Raw genomic sequence first — 19,365 nt, 5'->3', positions numbered from 1 at the left:
GGTGTCCGGCGCCCRTCTTCGGGCGCCGCGCGTCGGCAGGGTCAGAACCGCTTGCCCAGACTGATGCGGTCCTCCACCGCGTAGCCGAGGGCCTCGTAGAAGGCCACTACGGCCGCGTTCGTCGACCTGACCTGAAGGTTTATCTTCGCGCAATCCATCGCCAGCAAGGCTTGCTCGGCATGGCGGACAAGCCGGGTGCCAAGGCCGCTGCGCCGGCTGTCACCGCGCACCGCGACCGAGTAGAGCCATCCCCGATGCCCGTCGTAACCGGCCATGACGGTGCCGGCAACGAACTCACTGTCACAGGCCACGAACAGCAGTTCGCCTTGCACGGCAAGTTTCGCGGGAATGGCGATTTCCGCCCGGTTCGCAGGCGGGTCATGAGGGAAGGCCTCTTCCCACAGGGCTTTCACACCGGAGAAGTCCTCATCGCGGTATGGCCTGATTTCCATGGCAGCTCCTCGTCGCCCGGCCAAGAGCGGCCGAAGCCGCTTATGACCGTTCGAGCGGCAGGAGGGAACCGCAGGTAATCGRCCCGCCAGCGTTCAGGAAAGCGCCAGCATCCGCCGGCAGTTGTCATGGACGATGGCCCGCACATCCGCTTCCGGAACACCTTCGAAGTCGCGCAGGATCACCTCGCGCGAGCGGGGGAAGGTGGTTTCGGAATGGGGATAGTCCGAGGACCACATGATGTTGCGTCCGCCCGGCAGGTCGCGGTTGAGAATGCCTGCACGGTCCTGGATGAACGAGCCGAACAGGTTGTGATCCATGTACCAGCTTGGCGGGTTCTTCAGCGGCGATTCGGTCCAGAATCGTTGCTTCTCCCAGGTCCGGTCGTTGTATTCGGCATACCATGCAAACCAGCCCACACCGCTTTCCATCGATCCTACCCGCAGCGCGGGGAAGCGGTCGAAAACGCCGTTGTAGATGAGGATGCCGATCGGCTCGGCCATGGCCAGCTTGCTCATCGGCATGTCGGGCAGGAAGAACTGCTTCTCCCCGAAGCGGGGAACGCGCGCGCCGAGGTGGAACGTGGCAACAAGATCATGGTCGCAGAGCGCGGCCCAGAGGCGGTCGAACTCCGGCTGGTAATATTGCAGGCTCCCCTTGGGGGCGCCGGTGAGTGCGGAGACCTGCCCGGATTTCAGCGCCGCAACGCCCGAACTGGTGTTCCAGGCATCGGGGTTCTGCGGGAAGGCGGGAAGGTTGATCGCCCGGAAGCCCTTGCCCGCCAGGCGGCGGACATGCTCCACCGTCTCGTCCACGTCGCGCATCGGCACGTAGCCCACGGGGAAGAGGCGCTCCGGCGCGGCGGAGCAGAAGTCCAGCACCCAGTTCTGGTAGGCTTCATAGCTGGCGATGTAGAGTTCGTTGTCGAACGAGCCGAGCGGGCCGCCGCCGAACAGCAGCGCGGCATCCATGCCGTCGGCATCCATGTCGGCAAGCCGCGTGGCCGGATCCCAGACCTTGCGCTGGTCGGCAAGGCGGCCCTTCATCTTGAAGTTCTGTCCCTCGCGCCCGGCCTGGTTGTTGATCATCATGAAAGGCCGGCGATTGCCCTCGAAGCAGATGTAGTCTCCGTCCTCGCCATGCTCGATGAACGGTGCGCGGTCCTTGAGGTGCGCGGGGAGGTAGTCCTTCCACATGTCATGCGGCGGATCGATGTGGGCATCGGCGTCGAAGATCGGGCCGTAAGGCCAATGGGTCACGGCCTTGGCGCCGATGGCTGGATCAGCCTCGCTCATCTCCCAACTCCTCTCATGAATTCGTTATTGTGAATGAAGTATCGATATAACGAACTTAAGAGTCAAGTATCGCCAGCCCCGTCAGTCCCGTCGCAGGAGCATCGCGCCGTATCCGTAGCCCCCGTTGGAAACGATCGCGTTGCGGGCACCGGCTACCTGCCGTTCGCCGCCGCGCTGCCAGAGTTGCACGCAGGCTTCATGGATATGGCCATAGCCATGGAGTCTCCCGGCGGAGAGCTGGCCGCCTCCGGTGTTGAGCGGCAGTTCTCCGCCCAGTCCGATCCGCGAACCGCCTTCGGTGAACCGGCAGGCCTCTCCGCTTGGCACCAGCCCCAACGCCTCCAGCCAGAGCCAGACGAAGATCGAGAAGCCGTCGTAGATCTGCGCGCAGTCGATCCGGTCCGGCGTCAGGTCGGTGCGGGACCACAGCATTTCGCCGGCGCGATGCGCGGCGGGCAGGCTGGTGAAGTCGCCTTCGTGCCGTCCGGTCCACAGGCCCCCGACCGCCATGCCCATGGCCTCGACATGGAGAGGCGGATTGCGCAAGTCGGCGGCGGCATCGCGGTGCGAGAGCACCAGCGCGGTAGCGCCGTCGACATGGGCATCGCAGTCGTAAAGCCGGAGCGGCGAAGAGACCACGCGGGAGGCGAGGTAATCGTCCAGCGTGATTGGCTCGCGGTAGATGGCGGCGGGATTGAGCGCCGCATGAGCGCGGCTGGTTACGGCGATGGCGCCAAGCTGCGCTTCGTTGGCGCCATAACGGTCGAAATAGGCCTGGGCATAGAGCGCGAAAGTGTTGACGGGCGAAACGGCGCCGAATGGGACGGTCCAGGCATTGTTGCCCTCCACGCGGTCCCTGCCGCCGGACAGAAGCGTGGAGGCGCGGGCCTGCCGCCGGGCGCTGGCCTGGGCGACGGTGCGAAACACCACGACATGGCGCGCCAGGCCGCAGGCGATTGCGGTCACGGCGTTGAAGATCGGCGCCATGTGGCTGAAGCCTTCGGAGGAGGCGAAAATCCAGCGCGGCGTGATGCCCAGAACTTCGGCGGCTTCCGAGGGGCTGACCGGGGCAATGCCGCCGCCTTCCGCGGACTTGCCGGGATAAGTGGCGATCCCGTCGATCTCCGCAACGGACAGCCCGGCGTCGGCAATGGCGGCAAGGCAGGCATCGGCGGTGAGTTGCAAGGCGCTGCGCGGCGATGGCCGCGCGACTTCGGATTGGGCCGCGCCGGTTATGCAGACGCTTTTCTCGGGAAGCGGGATCACGACGCCTCCGGCCGGAACATCGGCAGCCAGACATCGTCCTGCTGCTCGAAAGCGACTGTCACCGGAAGCCCGCGCCGTGCCTCTTCCATCGGGGCCTTGAGGTTGGTGAACACGTAGAGCCCCGCCTGTTCGGCCAGTTCGACCGCGGCGAAGACGAAGGGTACGGCCATATCGGGCAGCCAGGCCTCACGGTTGACGGTGTAGCTGGCGATGCGTCCTCTGCCTGAGACCGGCTCCGGTGAGACCGCCTCGCTGCCGCAGGAGGCGCAGCGGGGCAGAGGCGGGTGCTGCCACTGCCCGCAATCGGCGCAGTGCTGAATGCGCAGTCTGCCGTCGGCACCCGAAGTCCAAAAAAAGGCGGTATCCGGTTCGAGGCGGGGGAGCTTTGGTGCCACGCTCAGAACACCACGCCCTGGACCTTGAGGTCGATGATCTCGTCCTCGCCGTAGCCGAGGCCGGCCAGGACGGCGTCGCTGTCAGCGCCCAGTTCGGGCGAGCGGGTGGAGGGCAGCGGCGCCCCTTCGAACAGGATGGGTACCGAGACCATCGGCAGGCTCCTGCCATCGCCTGCGGGAACCTGCTTGAGATAGCCGTTTGCCTGGACCTGCAGGTCGTCAGCGATTTCGCCCACGTCCTGCACCACGTCCCACTGGCCGTCCTGCCGGGCGAGAATTTCCTTCCATTCAGCCAGCGGTCGGGAAGCGAAGAGGGCGATCATGGCGGCAAGGCAGTCCGTCAGATTCTCGCGTCTGGCCGCGCTGTTGGCAAAGCGCGGGTCTTCGGCCAGGTCCGGTCGGCCTGCCACGTCGCAGAACCGCGCCCAGTAGCGATCCCCCTGCAGCATGCAGAGCGCCACGAAGCGCCCATCGCTCGTGCGGTAATTGGCGACGAGCACATTGTGCGGCCGCGCCGGATCGGGCCGGGCGAACTTGCGCAAGCCATCTGCGGTGGCCTGGCAGATCGACCGCTGCTGCGACCACAGCGCTGCGCCCAGCAGCGAAACGTCCACTTCGCCCGCTTCGCCCGTAAGCGCGCGCCGGGCGATCGCGGCGCAGACTCCGCCGGCCAGCATGGCGCCGGACAGGGTATCGCCGAAGGCCGGACCAGGCGGGCCGACAGGTTGCACGGCATCCTCCCCCGTGAGCGAGGAGGCAATGCCGCCGCGCGCCCAGAACGTGATGGCATCATAGCCGCCCTTGTCGCTCTCCGGTCCGTTGGGGCCAAGCGCGCTGCCGCTGGCATAGATCAGGTTGGGAAAAGCGGCGCGCAGCGTTTCCGCATCGATTCGCATGGACCGGCGCGCCGGGGGCAGCAAGTTGGTGAGGAACACGTCGGCCCCCTCCAGCAGCCGGTCGAGCACGGCGCGCCCAGCGTCCTGCTTCAGATCGAGCGTCACCGAGCGTTTGCCGCGATTGTAGCTCTCCCAGGAGTAATCGAACGCGCTTTCCCCGCCACCGAGAGAGACGATCTTGAGGCCGCGCAGCGGATCACCGCTCGGCGGCTCGATCTTGATCACTTCCGCGCCCAGGTCGGCGAGCATTCCGCCGCATGCCGGCACGAAAGCCCACATCGCCACTTCCACGACCTTGATGCCTTCCAGCGGCCTGCCCATCGTTGCAACTCTCCCGACATCGCGCCCTGCCAGACTCGACTGGACCGGACTTCGCAGGCGCGATAAATTCTCTATTGCGAATTATGTACCGAAATAGAGAATTGGACAAGCCGGACTCGACCGGCATCGGGAGAACAGGACATGCCGGATGCTCTTACACGCGAAGCACCCCGACTGGTCTCGGCCAAAGTACCGGCCACGCTGGCGGCCGCGCTCGCGCCCGCGTGGCTGACCCAGGTTCTGGGGCGGACCGTACGCAGTGCCGAGGCGGTGGAAGTGATCCGCACCGTTGCCACCAAAGTCCGCTTTGCGGTGACATTCGAGGATGGCGGGCAGGGCGCCTATTGCCTCAAAGGCCTGCTCGATGTGGACGAGATGACGGCGCGGGGCGGGCCGACTTGTGTGCTCGAGGCCGATTTCTACGGCAGGCTGGCCCAGCTCGTCGATTGCACCGTGCCTGATTGCATCGCCACCGTGATCGATCGCGACCGGCAGCAGGCGGTGACCGTGATGCGCGATCTCATCGTCCAGGGGGCGGTGTTCTGCTCCGCGCTCGACAGCTTCTCGGCAGACGACGCGCTGTCCAGCCTGGGCCAGATCGCGCATCTCCATGCTCGCAGCGCGGTGTTGACTGAGTTCACCTGGATCCGCCCACGTCTCTCGCAACTGGCCGAAATGCGCTATGTCACGCCCGAGACCCTGCAGGAGCTTCTGGACGGGCCGCGCGGAGACGGCCTTCCGCGTTCGGTGCGCGATGCCCCGCGTCTGATTGCGGCGTTGAAGGCTCTGGCCGCGCGCGATGCGTCACGGCCGCAGTTCCTTGTTCATGGCGATGCTCATGCGGGGAACGTGTTCCGCTGGAACGGGGGCATGGGGCTGATCGACTGGCAATTGCTCCAGCGCGGCGGCTGGGCGCTGGACGTGGCCTATCACATCAATGCCGTCCTGCCCCCTGCGCTGGCCGAGGCCGAGGAGCGGCACCTGCTCCGCGAATATCTGGCGATGATGCGCGGCCATGGCCTGACGATGCCTGACGAGGACGAGGCCTGGCTCCAGTACCGGGAAGCGGCGATCTATGGCTTCTATCTTTGGTCCATCACCCGAAGGGTCGATCCGCCGATCATCGTCGAGTTCGTCGATCGCCTCGGGAAGGCCGTGGCACGGCACGAAAGCCATGCCCTGTTGGGGCTGTAGAACTTCCCAGCGCTAACCAGGGTGGCCGCCGATGGTCTCCGAAAGGAGCGCCCGCGTGCCTGCCCAGGCGATCCGGTGTGCCGTCCGGTCGTAGACGATCCCCGGTGCGAAGCCGTCGTGGTCGGGGTCCATGAAGGCGTGCCGCGCCTTGGCGAAAAGAGTGAATTGGTAGTCGGCCCCCGCGGTATCCATTTCCGCCTGGAGTGCGTCGGCGTCCGGCCTTGGCGCGTAGGGATCGTCGCCGCCCGTCCACACCGCGACGCGGGCACTGACGATCCCGGGTTGCGCCGGTGCATGGGTGGTCAGCAACCCGTGAAAACTCGACACTGCCCGCACGGCCGCCCCGCTGCGCGCGAGTTCGAGAACGCACTTGCCACCGAAGCAGTATCCGAGCGCGGCCATGCGGTGTGGATCGACTCCGTCAAGCTCGCGCACATGTTCGAACCAGGCCAGGACCCGGCCGCGAAGCCGCGCCGGTTCCGCCATGAGCGCCGCGAATCCCTGGCCTGCCGTTTGCGAAGAGGCCATGTCCACCTCCTCGCCATAGACATTGGCATGAACCACGAGATAGCCCGCATCGGCCAGTTCCTCCATGGCCGCATCGAAACTTGGGCTGGGGCCGGTGGCGCCCGGAAACATCAGGACAGTGCCGCCATTGGGCAGGCCCAAGCCCCTCGCCAGGCGCCCGTTCATCGCCGTGCCCTCGTGATGACATTGCGTTGCCTCGAAGCCCATGCCGTTTCCTCTCCCGTCGCCCAGCCTTGTCGGCAGGGCGAATTGTTGTTCGCAAAGGAGAATGCCCCGATATTCGCCGGCTTGTCAAAACGCTCGCCGGGGTTGTCAGGGCGTTGAACGCCGTGGCATCCCACCGGCATGAGCGGAGCCGATCTTGAGCCGGGGCGGCGAACGCGGCTGGCGGCGATCCTGCTGGTAGCGGCGCTCCACATTGCGGTGATCCTCGTGCTGATCCGCGCTTTTACGCCGCAATTGGCCACGACGATCATGGGGTCGCTGACCCGGACGTTCGACGTCCCCCTCGATCCGCCACCGGCCCCCCCGAGTCCGGCGGCGACGCCGGAATCCCATGTCTCGCCCGTGCGGGAAGAGGGCGCGGCAGGGGCGCCCGCCAAGCGCGCAGAACCTCGCGCCGTGGCGGCTCCCAAGGCGGCCGTGACCCTCAAGCCAACCCAGGCGCCGCAGGTGGCAGGTCAAGGGACGCAGAACGCTTCGGGCGCCGGGCTGGAAGGCGCTGGCACGGGACGTTCGGGCGCCGGGGCTGGCCCCGGCTCCGGGGCAAGCGGTGCTGGAACCGGAGGCGGTGGGGGAATTGCCACCAAACCGGTGAAGATCGCCGGAGACATCAATTCCGCCCGCGACTATCCCCGCAAGAGCAGGGACCTGCGCCTGGGGACGCAAGTCGTCGTCGCGCTTCGGGTCGGTACGGATGGCCGGGTGAAAGGGTGCCGGGTCGTCCAGGCCAGCCCGGATGCCGAAGCCGATCGCATAACCTGCCGGCTCGCGGCGGAGCGTTTCCGCTTCAAGCCGGCGCAGGATGCCAACGGCAATCCGGTCGAGGCGGATTATGGATGGCGGCAGCGATGGTTCCTCAAGACCGCGCCGTAAGCGAATATAACGGGGGATCTTTCCATGCGGCGCAGGGGTGGTTCGGTTGGTCTTGTTGTGCGAAGACGAGCGCTGGAGTGGGAGCTAGTGTTCTAAATGGGCGGTAGCCGTTCGATCATGAGTCATGGAGGCGCGCTTGCGGCAAAGCTCGAATGCGCCACTGCAGGAGTGAATGATGAAGTCTGACTGGATCGATACTGTTGCGTTGGTGGAAGGGGCAGCTATTAGCGCGCCAGAAAATTCCCTTTCCTTTCGCACTGCGAGTAACATGCCTGAAATCGTACCTGTCATTCTCTGCGGCGGTAGTGGGACCCGACTCTGGCCGCGTAGCCGCGCTGCCATGCCCAAGCCTTTCCTGCCGTTGATCGGCGATTCCACGCTTTTCGAAGCGACTGTGGCTCGTTGCCCTGCTGCCGGTGGATTCTCGGCGCCGGTCGTGGTTACTGGAACACGGCACCTCGCCCATGTCGAAGCTCAGCTTCGCGGGATAGAAGGCGCTGCGGTGATCGTTGAGCCGGCAGCGCGCAATACCGCCGCCGCTATCGCGCTCGCTGCCTGCCGCCTTCCGGATGATGCCGTGATGCTCGTCTGCCCCAGCGATCACCACATCGCGCGGCCGGAAGTCTTCGCCCAGGCAGCCTGCGCTGCCGCCGATTTGGCAACTGAAGGCTGGCTCGTGTCGTTCGGCATCGAAGCCACAGCGCCGGACACCGGCTTCGGCTATCTCAAGCGCGGCGAGGCTATCGAAGGCCATGAGATGGCCTTCCGTACCGCCCAGTTCGTCGAGAAGCCGGACATCGAGCGCGCCAGGGCATTCCTTGCAGAAGGAAACTACGCCTGGAATGGAGGCATCTTCGCTTTCCGCGTGGGCGACTTCATGGCTGAGCTTGCCGCGCATCGTCCGCAGATCGCCGCGAAAGTGCGCGAAGCGGTCGAGAAGGGCGCGGAGGACGGCCACCGCTTCCACCCGGACGCCGCCACTTTCGCCGAAGTCGAAAGCGATTCGGTGGACTATGCGGTCATGGAAAATACCCGCCGTGCCGCATTGGTGCCCGCCGACATGGAATGGTCGGACATCGGCAACTGGCAGGCCCTGCACGATGCGCTCGTACGGGACGAACACGGCAATTCCGTGCGCGGCAGCGGCGCGGTCGAGATGGTCGATTGCCGCAACGTGCTGGTCGACAGTGACGGGCCGCGGGTGTCGGTGATCGGGCTGGAAAACGTGATCGTGGTCATCGACGGCAACGATGTGCTGGTCACGACCGTTGACGGTGTGCAAAAGGTCGGAAAGCTCTCCGGAGCCGTGAACCAGTAAGGAACTATCGATGACTGCTGCACTGCCGATCCGCCAGGTTGAAAAGCCCTGGGGCAAGGATGTGCTGCCGGTGCCGTTCAAGGCGCCCGAGGGCGCGCGGATCGGAGAGATCTGGTTCGAGCCTCCGGCCGGGCTGCCGGACTTGCTGGTGAAGTACATCTTCACCAGCGAGAAACTCTCCGTGCAGGTCCATCCCACCGATGCGCAGACTGAGGCAAAGGGTCTGGGACGGCAGGGCAAGGAAGAGTGCTGGCTGATCGTCGATGCAGAGCCCGGCGCAACGCTGGGGATCGGTTTCGATGCCCCCATCGGCGCGGACAAGATGCGGGAGGCCTCTCTCGACGGCTCGATCGAGGAACTCATGACCTGGCACGAAGTGGCGCCGGGAGACTTCTTCTACATCCCGGCCAATACCGTTCATGCCATCGGCGTGGGCGTCAGCCTGATCGAAGTGCAGCAAAACAGCGACATTACGTACCGGCTCTATGACTACGGCCGGCCGCGCGAACTTCATCTGGATGACGGCATGGCCGTCGCCAAGGGCGAGGTCTATGACCTGGCACGCTGGCACAAGCGCGTTCCGGTCGAAGGCAGTGCCGTGCTGGTGGACGGCCCGCTGTTCCTGCTAGACCAGGTCCACGGACGGCCGACCGCCGAGATCGCCGCGCGTTATCCAGATGCCCTTCTGGTCATTCCGCGCGAGGGCACGTTCACGGTCGCCGGCGATTCCATCGCTCCGGGTGGCTGCGCGCTGGCAAAGTCGCTGGATCTTGTGGAATTTCCGGAAGACGGCGTTTGCCTTCTGGCGAGGGCCTGTGCAGGCTGAGGCGTGTTCACGACAGACAACGCCATGATCGTCCAGACCATTCAATTGGCCCTCACGCCGGTTTTCGTGCTGGTGGCCATAGGCAATATCCTGAACATCCTGTCCACCCGGCTCGGCCGGGTGGTAGACCGTGCGCGCTATCTTCAGGAGCGCCATAACCAGACGGATGGCGCGGAACACGACATGGTCGTGCTGGAGATCAGACTGGTAGACAAGCGCATCTCGATCATCACCAATGCCATCCGTTTCATGGTGCTGTCGGGCCTGTGCATCGGCACGACTGTCGCCGTGCTGTTCCTTCAAGGACTGGCGGGACTGGACATGCACGGTGCAGCGGCGATCATCTTCCTTGCCTCGATCGTGCTCCTGCTGGTGGCCTTGCTGCTGTTCCTGCGCGAAACCCAGGTCGCCAAGGAAGCGCTGAGCATTCCGCGCGATTATCTGGAACTGCACCGCAAGATCTGACTCGCCGCGGCGAGGGTTATCGTCCTGGCGATTGGCGTTTTTTCCGATCCCTCTAGTCTGGAGGACGAGGGAGAGACGCCGTGGAAGAGCCGAAAGAGCCGACGCAGGCCCAGGAATGGAAGACGGGCTGGACCCTTGTCCTGGCCGCCTCTATCGGGTTTTCCTTCCTCTCCGTGCTGCTTGCGGGGACCGGCCTGTTCATGGAGCCGCTCTCGCGCGAGTTCGGATGGAGCCGGTCGCTGCTTTCGGCGGGCCCGGGCATCGCCACTTTCACCAGTGCCGTGCTTTCGCCGTTCTACGGGGTCCTGATCGATCGGGTCGGCTCGCGGCGGCTGGCGCTGCCGGGGATCGTGGCCGTCATGGGTTCGACTTGCGCCTTTGCATTGGCCAACGGGTCGCAGGTGCAGTGGATTGCCCTGTGGCTGGTCTTCGGGCTCCTCATCACCACGATCAAGTCGACGATCTGGACCGCTGCCGTCGCCGGTGTGTTCACGCGCGGGCGGGGACTGGCGCTTGGTTGCACGGTTTCTGGCACGGCTCTGGCGCAGGCGATCGTTCCGCCCCTGGGCAATTTCCTGATCGAGGAAGTGGGCTGGCGAGGGGCCTTCGTCTGGTTCGGGCTGGGCTGGGGCGGCGTTTCGCTGCTGCTTTGCTTCCTGTTTCTCTATGACGCACACGACCGCGCGACACGCAGCGGCAAGGCGCCCGGCCCTCGGTCGAGCGCGCATCTGCCCGGGCTTACGCGGCAGGAAGCGTTGCGCAGCCGGCCGCTCTGGCAAGTGGCGATCTCGACGTTCGTGATCATGCTGCTGACGATCGGCCTCAGCATTCATCTTTTCCCGATCCTCACCGAATCGGGCATCAGCCGAGGCAGCGCGGCCTGGCTTACTTCATTGACCGGCGTGGCAGGCATCGTCGGCAAGCTCGCGACCGGGGCGCTGCTCGACCGCTACCGGCCCAACTGGATCGGGGGGCTGACGATGGGAGTCACCGCGGTGACTTTCTTCCTGCTGACAGTAGCGATGAATTCCACCGTGGCGATCGTCTTCGCCTTGCTGGTCAACGGCTACGCGGCAGGCACCAAGATGCAGATCTGCGCCTATCTCACGGTCGGCTATGCCGGAATGCGCCATTTCGGCGCGATCTATGGGCTGATGTCGGCGCTGGTGGCCCTGGCTTCGGGACTGGGGCCGCTCGTGGCAGGGGCGATCTACGACGGCTTCGGGGGCTATGAGCCCTTCCTTTGGGCGGGAACCGTGGGATGTCTGCTGGGTGGGTCGTTGCTCGTCACGCTTCCGGCTTATCCGAATTGGGCGGAGGCAGACCGAGAGGATATCGGCTCAGGCGACCGAGTGACGGCGCGCTGACGGAAAGGCGCGGATCCAGAGACAGGCGCTGAGCAGATGACGGGCTGAAACGAGAAGGACCGGAAAAGCGCATGCGCTTCCCGGCCCTTCGATCGATTGCTGAACCCGGCTTCAGGCGGCGAGCTTGAAGGGCTCGATTTCACCCGAAAGGTAGAGCTTCTTGGCCTTGGCGCGGCTGAGCTTGCCCGAACTGGTGCGGGGCAGGCTCTTGGGCGGAACGAGTTCCACCACGCAGTTCATGCCGGTGATCGAGCGCACCTTGTCGCGGATCAAGTCGCGCAGTTCCACGCGCTTCACCGGATCGGAAACGCGGCAATGGACCAGCACGGCGGGCGCTTCTTCGCCATTGTCCATTTCCACCGAGAAGGCGGCGATGTCACCATGGTTGAAGCCCGGCAGCTGTTCCACGGCCCATTCGATGTCCTGGGGCCAGTGGTTCTTGCCGTTGATGATGATCATGTCCTTCGCCCGGCCGACGATGAACAGGTAGCCATCGGCCATGTAGCCCATGTCGCCCGTGTCCAGCCATCCGTCGACGAGGCAGGCCTCGGTCGCTTCGGGGTCGCGGAAGTAGGAGTGCATCACGCTGGTGCCGCGGCACCAGACCTTGCCGATCTGGTGGTCCGAGAGGCTTTCGCCGTTTTCGCCGCGGATCACGACTTCCATGTCGAGCACGGGCTTGCCGCAGTTGACGATGGCGCGGTAGCGCGCCGGGCGGCTGAGGTCGCGCGGGCTGCCCGAAAGGCGTTCTTCCTCGACCAGTTCCACGCGGATGCCTTCGCCCGGCGGCATGATGGTCACGGCCAGGGTCGCTTCGGCCAGGCCGTAGCTAGGCAGGAAGGCCGAAGCCTTGAAGCCCGCGTCGGCAAAGGCATTCACGAAGCTCTGCATCACGTCGGGACGGATCATGTCCGCGCCGTTGCCGGCGAGGCGCCAGCGCGACAGATCGAAGCGATCGGAGACCGGGCTCTGGCTGGAGATGCGGCGGGCGCAGATGTCGTAGCCGAAGGTGGGCGAATACGAGATCGACGTGCCTTCGTTGCGGGTGATCATGTCCAGCCATGCCAGCGGGCGGCGGGCGAAATCTTCCGTCTTGAGATAGTCGCCCGAGACCTGGTTGGCGATCAGCGAGAGGAAGCAGCCGACCAGGCCCATGTCGTGGTACCAGGGCAGCCACGAAATGCAGCGGTCGCCTTCGGCCAGTTCCATGCCGTGGCTATGCGCGGCCAGGTTCGACATGAGCGAACGGTGCGTGACCGCCACGCCGTGGGGGAAGCGGGTAGAGCCGCTGGAGTACTGCAGATAGCAGATGTCGTCCGGGCTGGCCTTGGGAAGCGCCACGACCGGCGCGTCCTTTGCCGCGAAGTCGGCCCAGGTGGCATGATCGCAGCCCTGGCGCTCGGCGGCCTTGGCGGTCATTTCGGCGATTTCGTCCGGACCGACCAGGAGCATCGGGTCCGAGCTGGAAAGCTGGACCGAAAGCTGCTCGATATAGTTGTCCTTGCCGCCGAAGCTGGTGGGCAGCGGCAGGGGAACGGGCCAGGCGCCCGCATAGACCACGCCGCAGAAAAGCGATGCGAAATCGGCGCCGGTTTCCGCGATCAGGGCCACGCGATCGTTCGGCTTCACGCCGCGCGCGATCAGCGCATGGGCCACCTTGATCGAATCCGTGCGCAGTTCGCTGAACGGATAGACGTGTTTCAGCGTGCCGCGCGGATCGTGGAAATTGAAGCCGCGCTGCCCCTGCGCCGCATAGTCCAGCGCATCGCCGAAGGTGTCGAAATCGGCAAAGCGGCGGGCAAGCGCATCCTGGTTCGGGGTGGCGACAAGTGCTTCGCTCGCTCGCGGCACCACGTTGATGGTGTCGTTCATTTCGTTCTAACCCGTTGTTGTTATACCGTTTATTCTCACCGGAACCCCGCGCTATTATCCGGTCTTACCTGAACCGGACATAGCAATTCCGCACGACGTGGTTCCGTGCGCTCTCCCCAATCCGAGCCGACTGTGGCACGAATAGGGCAAGATGTCCGAGAACCGTCGCAATCCGCAACCCCTGACCGAGGCCCGCCTGGAAGAATTGGCGCTGGCCTATGTCGCGCGTTTCGCCACGACGCAAGGGAAGCTGCGCGATTATCTGCAGCGCAAGCTCCGCGAACGGGGCTGGGATGGGGAAGGGCGGCCCGATCTGGAGGCGATGATCGGCCGCTTCGTAGAGAAGGGCTATGTCGACGACGCGGTCTGGGCGCGGATGAAGGCCGGCAGCCTGTTGCGGCGCGGTTATGGCGCGCGCCGGGTGGGCGAGGCGCTGGGCCATGCCGGGTTGGACGAGGACTTGCGCGCGGAAGTGCGGCCCGATGCCGCGGCGGAGCGGCGTGCGGCGCTGGTGCTGGCGCGGCGTCGGCGCTTCGGCCCTTTCGCGGCCGAGGCGCCGGACCGGCCGCTGCGCGAAAAGCATCTGGCGGCGATGCTGCGGGCAGGGCACCGGCTCGACATTGCCCGGCGTATCGTCGATGCCTCCGATGCCGAGGATGCGGAGCAATGGGCCGAATCCGACACGGGAGACTATTGAGTGCGTCCGATCCGCCAACTGCCTGCCTTGTTTGCCTGCATGCTGGTTTCCGGCGTGGTCCTGTCAGCGACGGGGTGCTCCCGGAGCGCGGGCGAGGCTGCCGGCGCCGTTCAGACCAAGACGGCGATCCATCCGGTTTCCGGCCTGCCGGTGATTCCCCTGGTCGTTCGCGTCTCGGGCAAGGCGCATGGTTTCGAAGTCGAAGTGGCCCGCAGCGAGGCCGAGCAGGCCAAGGGGCTGATGTTCCGCACCGAAATGGGCGTGGACGAGGGCATGATCTTCCCCCGCAAGGCACCGGCTCCGGCCGCCTTCTGGATGCGTAACACGGTGATTCCGCTCGATCTGCTCTTTATCGGGCCGGATCACCGCATCTTGAACATCGCCGCGAATGCCAGGCCTTACGACGAAACGCCGCTGCCTTCCGCGGGTCCGGTGATCGCCGTGCTCGAGCTGAACGGGGGGCGTGCGGCGCAGTTGGGGATCGCGCCGGGCGACGAGGTCTCGTGGAAAGCGCCTTAAGTTGACGGCAAGGCCCTTGGCATCGGCTGCGAACAGCGCTAACGCGCGGCTCATGGGAATCCTGTCCAAGATCTTCACCTGGTGGGACGGCGCCACCATTGGCACCTCGCTCTGGAGCTCGCGCAATGGCGAGCACGTCGGCACCGACGCGCAGGGCAACAAGTACTTCCGTTCGAAGTCCGACAAAGTGCGGACTACCGAAGGGTACGAGCGCCGCTGGGTGATCTATGCGGGCGCCAACGACGCCAGCAACGTGCCGTCCGAATGGCACGGCTGGCTGCATCACTCCTATGACGGCGTGCCGGAAAGCCACCTGGCTCCCGCGCGCATTTGGGAAGTGGACTACACCCCCAACGCCACCGGCACCGCAACCGCCTATCGCCCGCAGGGCGCGCTGGAGCGGGGCGGCAAGCGTGCCCCCGCCACCGGCGATTACGAGGCCTGGTCTCCGGAAGCCTGAGGGGCGCTGCGGTGATGCGGGCTCCTTTCGGCCGGACCGTCGCTTTTGCGCCGGCGCTCGTCCTGTCGCTCCTTGCAGGATGCGGCAAGGGGGAGCCGGCGCCTGAAGTGCAGGACACCAGCGTTCCCGATGCGATCGCCGGGATGCAGGCGGGGCCGGCGCAGGCTGCCAAGGGGCAGCAGATCGGTACGCCGAACAAGGACCGCGTCGTCACGCTCGGCGTGCTTAACAAGCGCAACAACCTCACGCAGGACCTGGTGATGAAGCCGGGCGAGGCACGCCGGATCGGCAACCTCGTCGTCAAGGTCGCCACTTGCGAGAAGTCGCTTCCCTGGGAGCAGCCGCAGGAAGAGGGCGCCTTCGTCCAGGCCTTCGTCGAAGAGCGCCGCAGCGCGGCCGAGAAGCTGGGATGGCACAAGGTCTTTTCGGGCTGGCTGTTCAAGAATTCGCCGGCGCTCAACGTCGTCGAGCACCCGGTCTACGACGTCTGGGTCAAGAGCTGCGCGATGAACTTCCCCGGCGAGGAAGCGCTGCCGTCTTCGGCGCCTTCCGCCAGGAGCGCTGCAAAGGCCACGGGCAGCGCCAGCGCCCCGGCCTCTTCGTCTGCAGCGGCCCCTTCGCCAGGCGCGACATCGTCCGCCGCGCCGGCGCCCGCGGCCATTCCCGAAGCCGCGCCCGAGGACTGAGCTTCCTGGAGAAGCGTCAGGTAGCGCTTCTGCGGCATTTCCACGGCACCTAACGAGGCCAGGTGCGGCGTCATGAACTGGCAGTCGAGCAGGCTGACACGGGCCCGGCGCAGCGAAGCGACCAGATAGGCCAGCGCGACTTTCGACGAATCGGTCGCGCGCGAGAACATGCTTTCTCCGCAGAACACCCGGTCGAATCCCACGCCGTAGAGTCCCCCGACCAACTGGCGGCGATCGTCCGCATCGTGCTGCCATACCTCCACCGAGTGAGCGTGCCCCAGGAAGTGCAGGTTCTCGTAGCTGGCCTGGATACGGTGGCTGATCCAGCTGCCGCTTTCGTCTTCACCATCCTCGCCGGCCTTTTCAGCGACCTGGCGCGGTGCGGCGCAGGCTTCCATGACTTCGGAGAAGGCCGCATTGCAGGTTACGGAAAACCGCTCCCGGCGCAGCGTCCTCGCCAGCGAGTGGGACAAGTGGAATCCACCGAGCGGCAGGATCGCGCGGAGACGCGGCTCTATCCAGAAGATCTCCGGGTCGTCCCGGCTGTCCGCCATGGGGAAGATCCCGCTGCGGTAGGCGAGCATGAGGAGTTCCGGCTCGATCATCGAGGGTGAGCGGGGCGCGTGCATGGTCCTGCCGTGAATTCCTGATCTGAAAGGCCGATCCCAAATCCGGGGCCAACCGGAAAAACGCGTGTTCGGAGCGCTTTGCCCCCATCCCGAAATCCCGGGAATCCTCGTGTAACCTGGGGTCCCAGCCCCGTAAAATGCAAGGGCGGGAAATAACTTGTCATCATGCCCTGTAACCCTCTTGTAATCCTCTTCTTCTCCTTCTAGAGGCTCCTTCGCCCGCAGGAGTGTAGCTCAGTTGGTAGAGCATCGGTCTCCAAAACCGAGGGCCCACGGTTCGAGTCCGTGCACTCCTGCCAGCTTTTTTCGAAAAGCGTTGAGGCACTTGCCAAGCGCCCGCTCCGGATATTTTCGGAGGCGGGCGTTTCGCGTATTATGCTGCAATTGCGATAAACGGAAAAGCACGATAGCGTGCTGCCCCATACGCGGTCTTGTCATTCGCGTCGCTGCGACTAGACAGCCGCGTTTGGCGAATCGAGCCCATGCACGATTTCGATCGGCGGCTCCGGCCAAGTACGTTCGGGGGCTTTCTCGAGAAAGAAACAGGCGCTGATGCACGGAACCGCGCGACCGCAGGCGGAACAGATCGGACTGAACAACGGCAGGTGGCGTGCCCTTTGGCAGCGCCTTGCCGAGTTGCTGGGCCAGGACAGGGCGCTTGTCCTGGGCGTTGTCCTGTCGGCTGTTGCGGCCCTGCCGGCGCTGGTCGCCTGGGCGCCGCAGATGACGGATTATCCCTCGCACCTGGCTGGCTACAAGGTTGCGCTGGACCACGGCGCAGACCCTTATCTGACGCGCTATTTCGTGTTCAACTGGGAATGGACCGGCAATCTCGGCGTCGAGCTGCTGATGGTGCCGATGGCGCCGATCTTCGGGCTGGAACAGGCCGGGCGAATCATCGTGGCGATGATTCCCTTCCTTTCGGGCCTGTCGATCGTGGCGGCCTGCCGTTCGCTGGGCCGCAAACTCGGGGTCGGGCCGATCCTGGCTTTCGCGATGATCTGGTCGCCCTCGCTGCTGATGGGCTTTCTCAACTATTCGCTGTCGCTGGCGCTGGGGCTGTTCACGTTCGCCCTCTGGGTGAAGCTGGAAGACCGCCCCTGGCGCTGGGCCGTCATGGTGCCGATCGGTTTCGTGGTCTGGCTTTGCCACGTCTCGGGCTGGGCAGTGATGGGCGTGCTCCTGTTCGGCTACGAATGGAGCCGCCGGAGCAGCTGGCTGGACTGGCGCCCGTTCCTCAAGCCCTGGCCGCTGATCTTCCCCCTGCTGCCGATGCTGATCGGCATGGGCGCGAATTCGAAGGTGTCCTACGGGCGCTACGTGCTCGATTACAAGTGGGGCATCCTCTACAAGTCGATGCGCAGCTTCGATTTCTACTTTGATATCATTAGCCTGGATCTCGTGCTGGTGGCGCTGGGCTATGCGCTGCTGCGCAAGCGCATCGATGGCCGCTTCGGCTGGGCGGCGCTGATTCTGCTAATGCTGACGCTCGTGGTGCCGCGCCAGATCTTCGGCGGCGACTATGCCGACTACCGTTTGAGCACCACGGCGCTGCTGGTGGCCTGCCTTGCGATCGATCTGCCGATCCGGCGCTGGATGGTCGTGGCTGCGGCCTCGCTGTTCCTTTCCCGCACGGCCGTGACGACCGTGGTCTGGTACGAGGACGCGCAGACCGCCCGCCAGCTGATCGCCGCGCTCGACCAGGTGCCCGAAGGCGCCCGCGTGGCCACGGCCGTGGCGATTCCGCGTATCCAGTGGCGGTTCGGCCCGTTCGAGCACTTCGGCTCCTATGCCGTGGTGCGTCGCAGCGCGATGGAGAATTCCAACTTCGCCCTGCCGAACGTGCACATGCTCTCCATGCGCGACTTGTCCTACCGCTTTGCCGATCCGAGCCAGCRCATCCTCTATTCGCCGCGCCAGCACATCGACTTGCGCAAGTTCGGCCCTGCGCGCCATGCCGAGTATCTCTGGTATATCGGGCGGATCAAGCCGGTGGCGCTGCCCGACGGGGCGCGCATTCTCTACTCCAGCCCGAACTCGTTCCTGGCCCGGCTGGCCGATCCCGCGGACCCTTCGTCCTAGGTTTACGGAGCGGTTCGCCAGACCTTGCAAATCGAGCGGGCCGGGGCTAAGTCGGCGTTTCCTTCCGACATGAGGATCGCATCTGCCCCTCCCGGCCACGGCCGGGGCGGCGATGGCCCCTAGCCGGAAGCCGAGACTTATTTTTCTGCTCAGGCAGCAGGCAAGAGACGCGAGAACGACAGTCATGGCCAAGACCAGTCCCGGCGAATTCATCCGCCAGGTGCGTACGGAAACCTCCAAGATCTACTGGCCTTCGCGCCAGGAGACGGTGACGACGGCAATCTTCGTCGGCATCATGACGGTCTTTCTCGCGGTGTTCTTCCTGGGGATCGACGCACTGTTCGGCTGGGTCGTCAGCTCGATCCTGTCGCTGCTGTGATCGCCTGAACTAGCTTACGAAGAGAGATCCATGGCCCGCTGGTACATCATCCACGCTTATTCCGGCTTCGAGAACAAGGTAAAGGAATCCATCCTCTCGGAAGCCGAGCGGATGGGACTTTCGCAGCTCGTCGAGGACGTTCAGGTTCCGCACGAGACCATCACTGAGGTCAAGCGCGGCAAGAAGGTTCAGACCGAACGCAAGACCATGCCGGGCTATGTGCTCGCCAAGCTCGCGCTGAACGACGACGTCTACCACCTCGTCAAGAACACCCCGAAGGTCACCGGCTTCCTGGGTTCCAGCGGCAAGCCGCAGGCAATCAGCGAGACCGAGGCTGCCCGTTACTTCGGCGCCGCCGAAGCCGCCGCTGCCGCGCCGCGCAAGACCGTCAGCATCGATTACGAGATCGGCGATTCGGTGAAGGTCCTCGATGGCCCCTTCGCCAGCTTCAACGGCATCGTCGAGGAACTCGATTTCGACAAGAACAAGGTCAAGGTGTCGGTGTCGATCTTCGGCCGCGCCACGCCGGTCGAGCTGGACTTCGAACACGTCGAACTCAGCAAGTAATCGTTGGCAAGAAAACGAAAAAGGCCGGGCATCTCGCCCGGCCTTTTTCGTTTCTCCG

Annotated in this window: 20 protein-coding genes, 1 tRNA gene and 1 pseudogene; 14 read left to right on the top strand and 8 right to left on the bottom strand. The window is 65.0% G+C overall.

Annotated elements, in window-relative coordinates; all coding sequences use genetic code 11:
- Positions 1–41 precede the first annotated feature (41 nt).
- The 5 genes from AB4Z00_RS00695 to AB4Z00_RS00675 form a co-directional block, all read right to left on the bottom strand.
- Complete coding sequence (locus AB4Z00_RS00695) at positions 42–452, bottom strand: GNAT family acetyltransferase (protein WP_442044418.1); 411 nt, start codon at positions 450–452, stop codon at positions 42–44.
- A gap of 93 nt (positions 453–545) precedes the next feature.
- Positions 546–1,745 carry an amidohydrolase family protein gene (locus tag AB4Z00_RS00690; protein WP_442044416.1) on the bottom strand — a complete coding sequence of 400 codons (1,200 nt, stop codon included), beginning with the start codon at positions 1,743–1,745 and terminating at the stop codon, positions 546–548.
- An 81-nt stretch (positions 1,746–1,826) separates the two neighbouring features.
- On the bottom strand, positions 1,827–3,011 hold the full coding sequence (locus AB4Z00_RS00685; protein WP_442044414.1) for a thiolase family protein: 1,185 nt from the start codon (positions 3,009–3,011) through the stop codon (positions 1,827–1,829).
- On the bottom strand, positions 3,008–3,406 hold the full coding sequence (locus AB4Z00_RS00680) for a Zn-ribbon domain-containing OB-fold protein (RefSeq protein ID WP_442044412.1): 399 nt from the start codon (positions 3,404–3,406) through the stop codon (positions 3,008–3,010). Before AB4Z00_RS00680 ends, AB4Z00_RS00685 begins: the two co-directional genes overlap by 4 nt.
- Positions 3,407–3,408: 2 nt before the next feature.
- Positions 3,409–4,623 (bottom strand): CaiB/BaiF CoA transferase family protein, encoded by a 1,215-nt coding sequence (locus tag AB4Z00_RS00675; protein ID WP_442044410.1) that lies wholly within the window; start codon positions 4,621–4,623, stop codon positions 3,409–3,411.
- 141 nt (positions 4,624–4,764) lie between these two features.
- Between AB4Z00_RS00675 and AB4Z00_RS00670 the strand changes: the two genes are divergently transcribed.
- Positions 4,765–5,817, top strand: a complete 1,053-nt coding sequence (locus tag AB4Z00_RS00670) for a phosphotransferase (protein WP_442044408.1) — start codon at positions 4,765–4,767, stop codon at positions 5,815–5,817.
- Between the two features lie 12 nt (positions 5,818–5,829).
- Here AB4Z00_RS00670 and AB4Z00_RS00665 read toward each other — a convergent pair whose 3' ends face one another.
- The gene (locus tag AB4Z00_RS00665) at positions 5,830–6,552 is read right to left on the bottom strand and encodes a dienelactone hydrolase family protein (protein WP_442044406.1); all 723 of its coding nucleotides are present in this window, start codon (positions 6,550–6,552) and stop codon (positions 5,830–5,832) included.
- A gap of 138 nt (positions 6,553–6,690) precedes the next feature.
- Here AB4Z00_RS00665 and AB4Z00_RS00660 point away from each other — a divergent pair, with 138 nt between their 5' ends.
- The 5 genes from AB4Z00_RS00660 to AB4Z00_RS00640 all read left to right on the top strand — a co-directional run bounded on the left by AB4Z00_RS00660 (position 6,691) and on the right by AB4Z00_RS00640 (position 11,416).
- Complete coding sequence (locus tag AB4Z00_RS00660; protein ID WP_442044404.1) at positions 6,691–7,440, top strand: TonB family protein; 750 nt, start codon at positions 6,691–6,693, stop codon at positions 7,438–7,440.
- 268 nt (positions 7,441–7,708) lie between these two features.
- The gene (locus tag AB4Z00_RS00655; protein WP_132261978.1) at positions 7,709–8,758 is read left to right on the top strand and encodes a mannose-1-phosphate guanylyltransferase; all 1,050 of its coding nucleotides are present in this window, start codon (positions 7,709–7,711) and stop codon (positions 8,756–8,758) included.
- A gap of 10 nt (positions 8,759–8,768) precedes the next feature.
- A complete protein-coding gene (locus AB4Z00_RS00650; RefSeq protein WP_442044402.1) occupies positions 8,769–9,584 on the top strand; it encodes a class I mannose-6-phosphate isomerase in 816 nt (271 codons plus the stop codon).
- A 3-nt stretch (positions 9,585–9,587) separates the two neighbouring features.
- A complete protein-coding gene (locus AB4Z00_RS00645) occupies positions 9,588–10,049 on the top strand; it encodes a DUF2721 domain-containing protein (RefSeq protein ID WP_243654022.1) in 462 nt (153 codons plus the stop codon).
- 80 nt (positions 10,050–10,129) lie between these two features.
- The gene (locus AB4Z00_RS00640) at positions 10,130–11,416 is read left to right on the top strand and encodes an MFS transporter (protein ID WP_442044399.1); all 1,287 of its coding nucleotides are present in this window, start codon (positions 10,130–10,132) and stop codon (positions 11,414–11,416) included.
- Positions 11,417–11,527: 111 nt separating this feature from the next.
- On the opposite strand, the gene AB4Z00_RS00635 is transcribed toward AB4Z00_RS00640, so the two are convergent.
- On the bottom strand, positions 11,528–13,288 hold the full coding sequence (locus AB4Z00_RS00635; RefSeq protein WP_132261984.1) for a fatty acyl-AMP ligase: 1,761 nt from the start codon (positions 13,286–13,288) through the stop codon (positions 11,528–11,530).
- Positions 13,289–13,439: 151 nt separating this feature from the next.
- Between AB4Z00_RS00635 and AB4Z00_RS00630 the strand changes: the two genes are divergently transcribed.
- The 4 genes and pseudogenes from AB4Z00_RS00630 to AB4Z00_RS00615 all read left to right on the top strand — a co-directional run.
- Positions 13,440–13,985: a regulatory protein RecX gene (locus AB4Z00_RS00630; protein WP_442044397.1), complete on the top strand. Its 546-nt coding sequence runs from the start codon at positions 13,440–13,442 to the stop codon at positions 13,983–13,985.
- Positions 13,986–14,504: a DUF192 domain-containing protein gene (locus AB4Z00_RS00625; RefSeq protein WP_243841102.1), complete on the top strand. Its 519-nt coding sequence runs from the start codon at positions 13,986–13,988 to the stop codon at positions 14,502–14,504. It abuts the gene before it with no gap.
- 52 nt (positions 14,505–14,556) lie between these two features.
- Positions 14,557–14,964 carry an NADH:ubiquinone oxidoreductase subunit NDUFA12 gene (locus AB4Z00_RS00620; protein ID WP_132261988.1) on the top strand — a complete coding sequence of 136 codons (408 nt, stop codon included), beginning with the start codon at positions 14,557–14,559 and terminating at the stop codon, positions 14,962–14,964.
- 14 nt (positions 14,965–14,978) lie between these two features.
- Positions 14,979–15,407, top strand: a pseudogene (locus tag AB4Z00_RS00615) (DUF2155 domain-containing protein); the annotation flags it as partial.
- Positions 15,408–15,442: 35 nt separating this feature from the next.
- On the opposite strand, the gene aat reads toward AB4Z00_RS00615, so the two are convergent.
- Complete coding sequence (aat, locus tag AB4Z00_RS00610; protein ID WP_442044394.1) at positions 15,443–16,279, bottom strand: leucyl/phenylalanyl-tRNA--protein transferase; 837 nt, start codon at positions 16,277–16,279, stop codon at positions 15,443–15,445.
- Between the two features lie 223 nt (positions 16,280–16,502).
- Between aat and AB4Z00_RS00605 the strand changes: the two genes are divergently transcribed.
- The 4 genes from AB4Z00_RS00605 to nusG all read left to right on the top strand — a co-directional run bounded on the left by AB4Z00_RS00605 (position 16,503) and on the right by nusG (position 19,307).
- Positions 16,503–16,578, top strand: a tRNA-Trp gene (locus AB4Z00_RS00605).
- Positions 16,579–16,831: 253 nt separating this feature from the next.
- Positions 16,832–18,361, top strand: coding sequence for a hypothetical protein (locus AB4Z00_RS00600; RefSeq protein ID WP_442044392.1), 1,530 nt, complete (start codon positions 16,832–16,834; stop codon positions 18,359–18,361).
- Positions 18,362–18,545: 184 nt separating this feature from the next.
- The gene (gene secE, locus AB4Z00_RS00595) at positions 18,546–18,740 is read left to right on the top strand and encodes a preprotein translocase subunit SecE (RefSeq protein WP_086493495.1); all 195 of its coding nucleotides are present in this window, start codon (positions 18,546–18,548) and stop codon (positions 18,738–18,740) included.
- A 30-nt stretch (positions 18,741–18,770) separates the two neighbouring features.
- Positions 18,771–19,307, top strand: coding sequence for a transcription termination/antitermination protein NusG (nusG, locus tag AB4Z00_RS00590; RefSeq protein ID WP_132261990.1), 537 nt, complete (start codon positions 18,771–18,773; stop codon positions 19,305–19,307).
- Positions 19,308–19,365: the final 58 nt, after the last annotated feature.

The sequence above is a fragment of the Novosphingobium sp. YAF33 genome (genome assembly GCF_052113265.1).
GTDB lineage: Bacteria > Pseudomonadota > Alphaproteobacteria > Sphingomonadales > Sphingomonadaceae > Novosphingobium.
The sequence above is the reverse complement of the archived record's forward strand: the minus strand, read 5'-3'. Positions and strand labels throughout refer to the sequence as shown.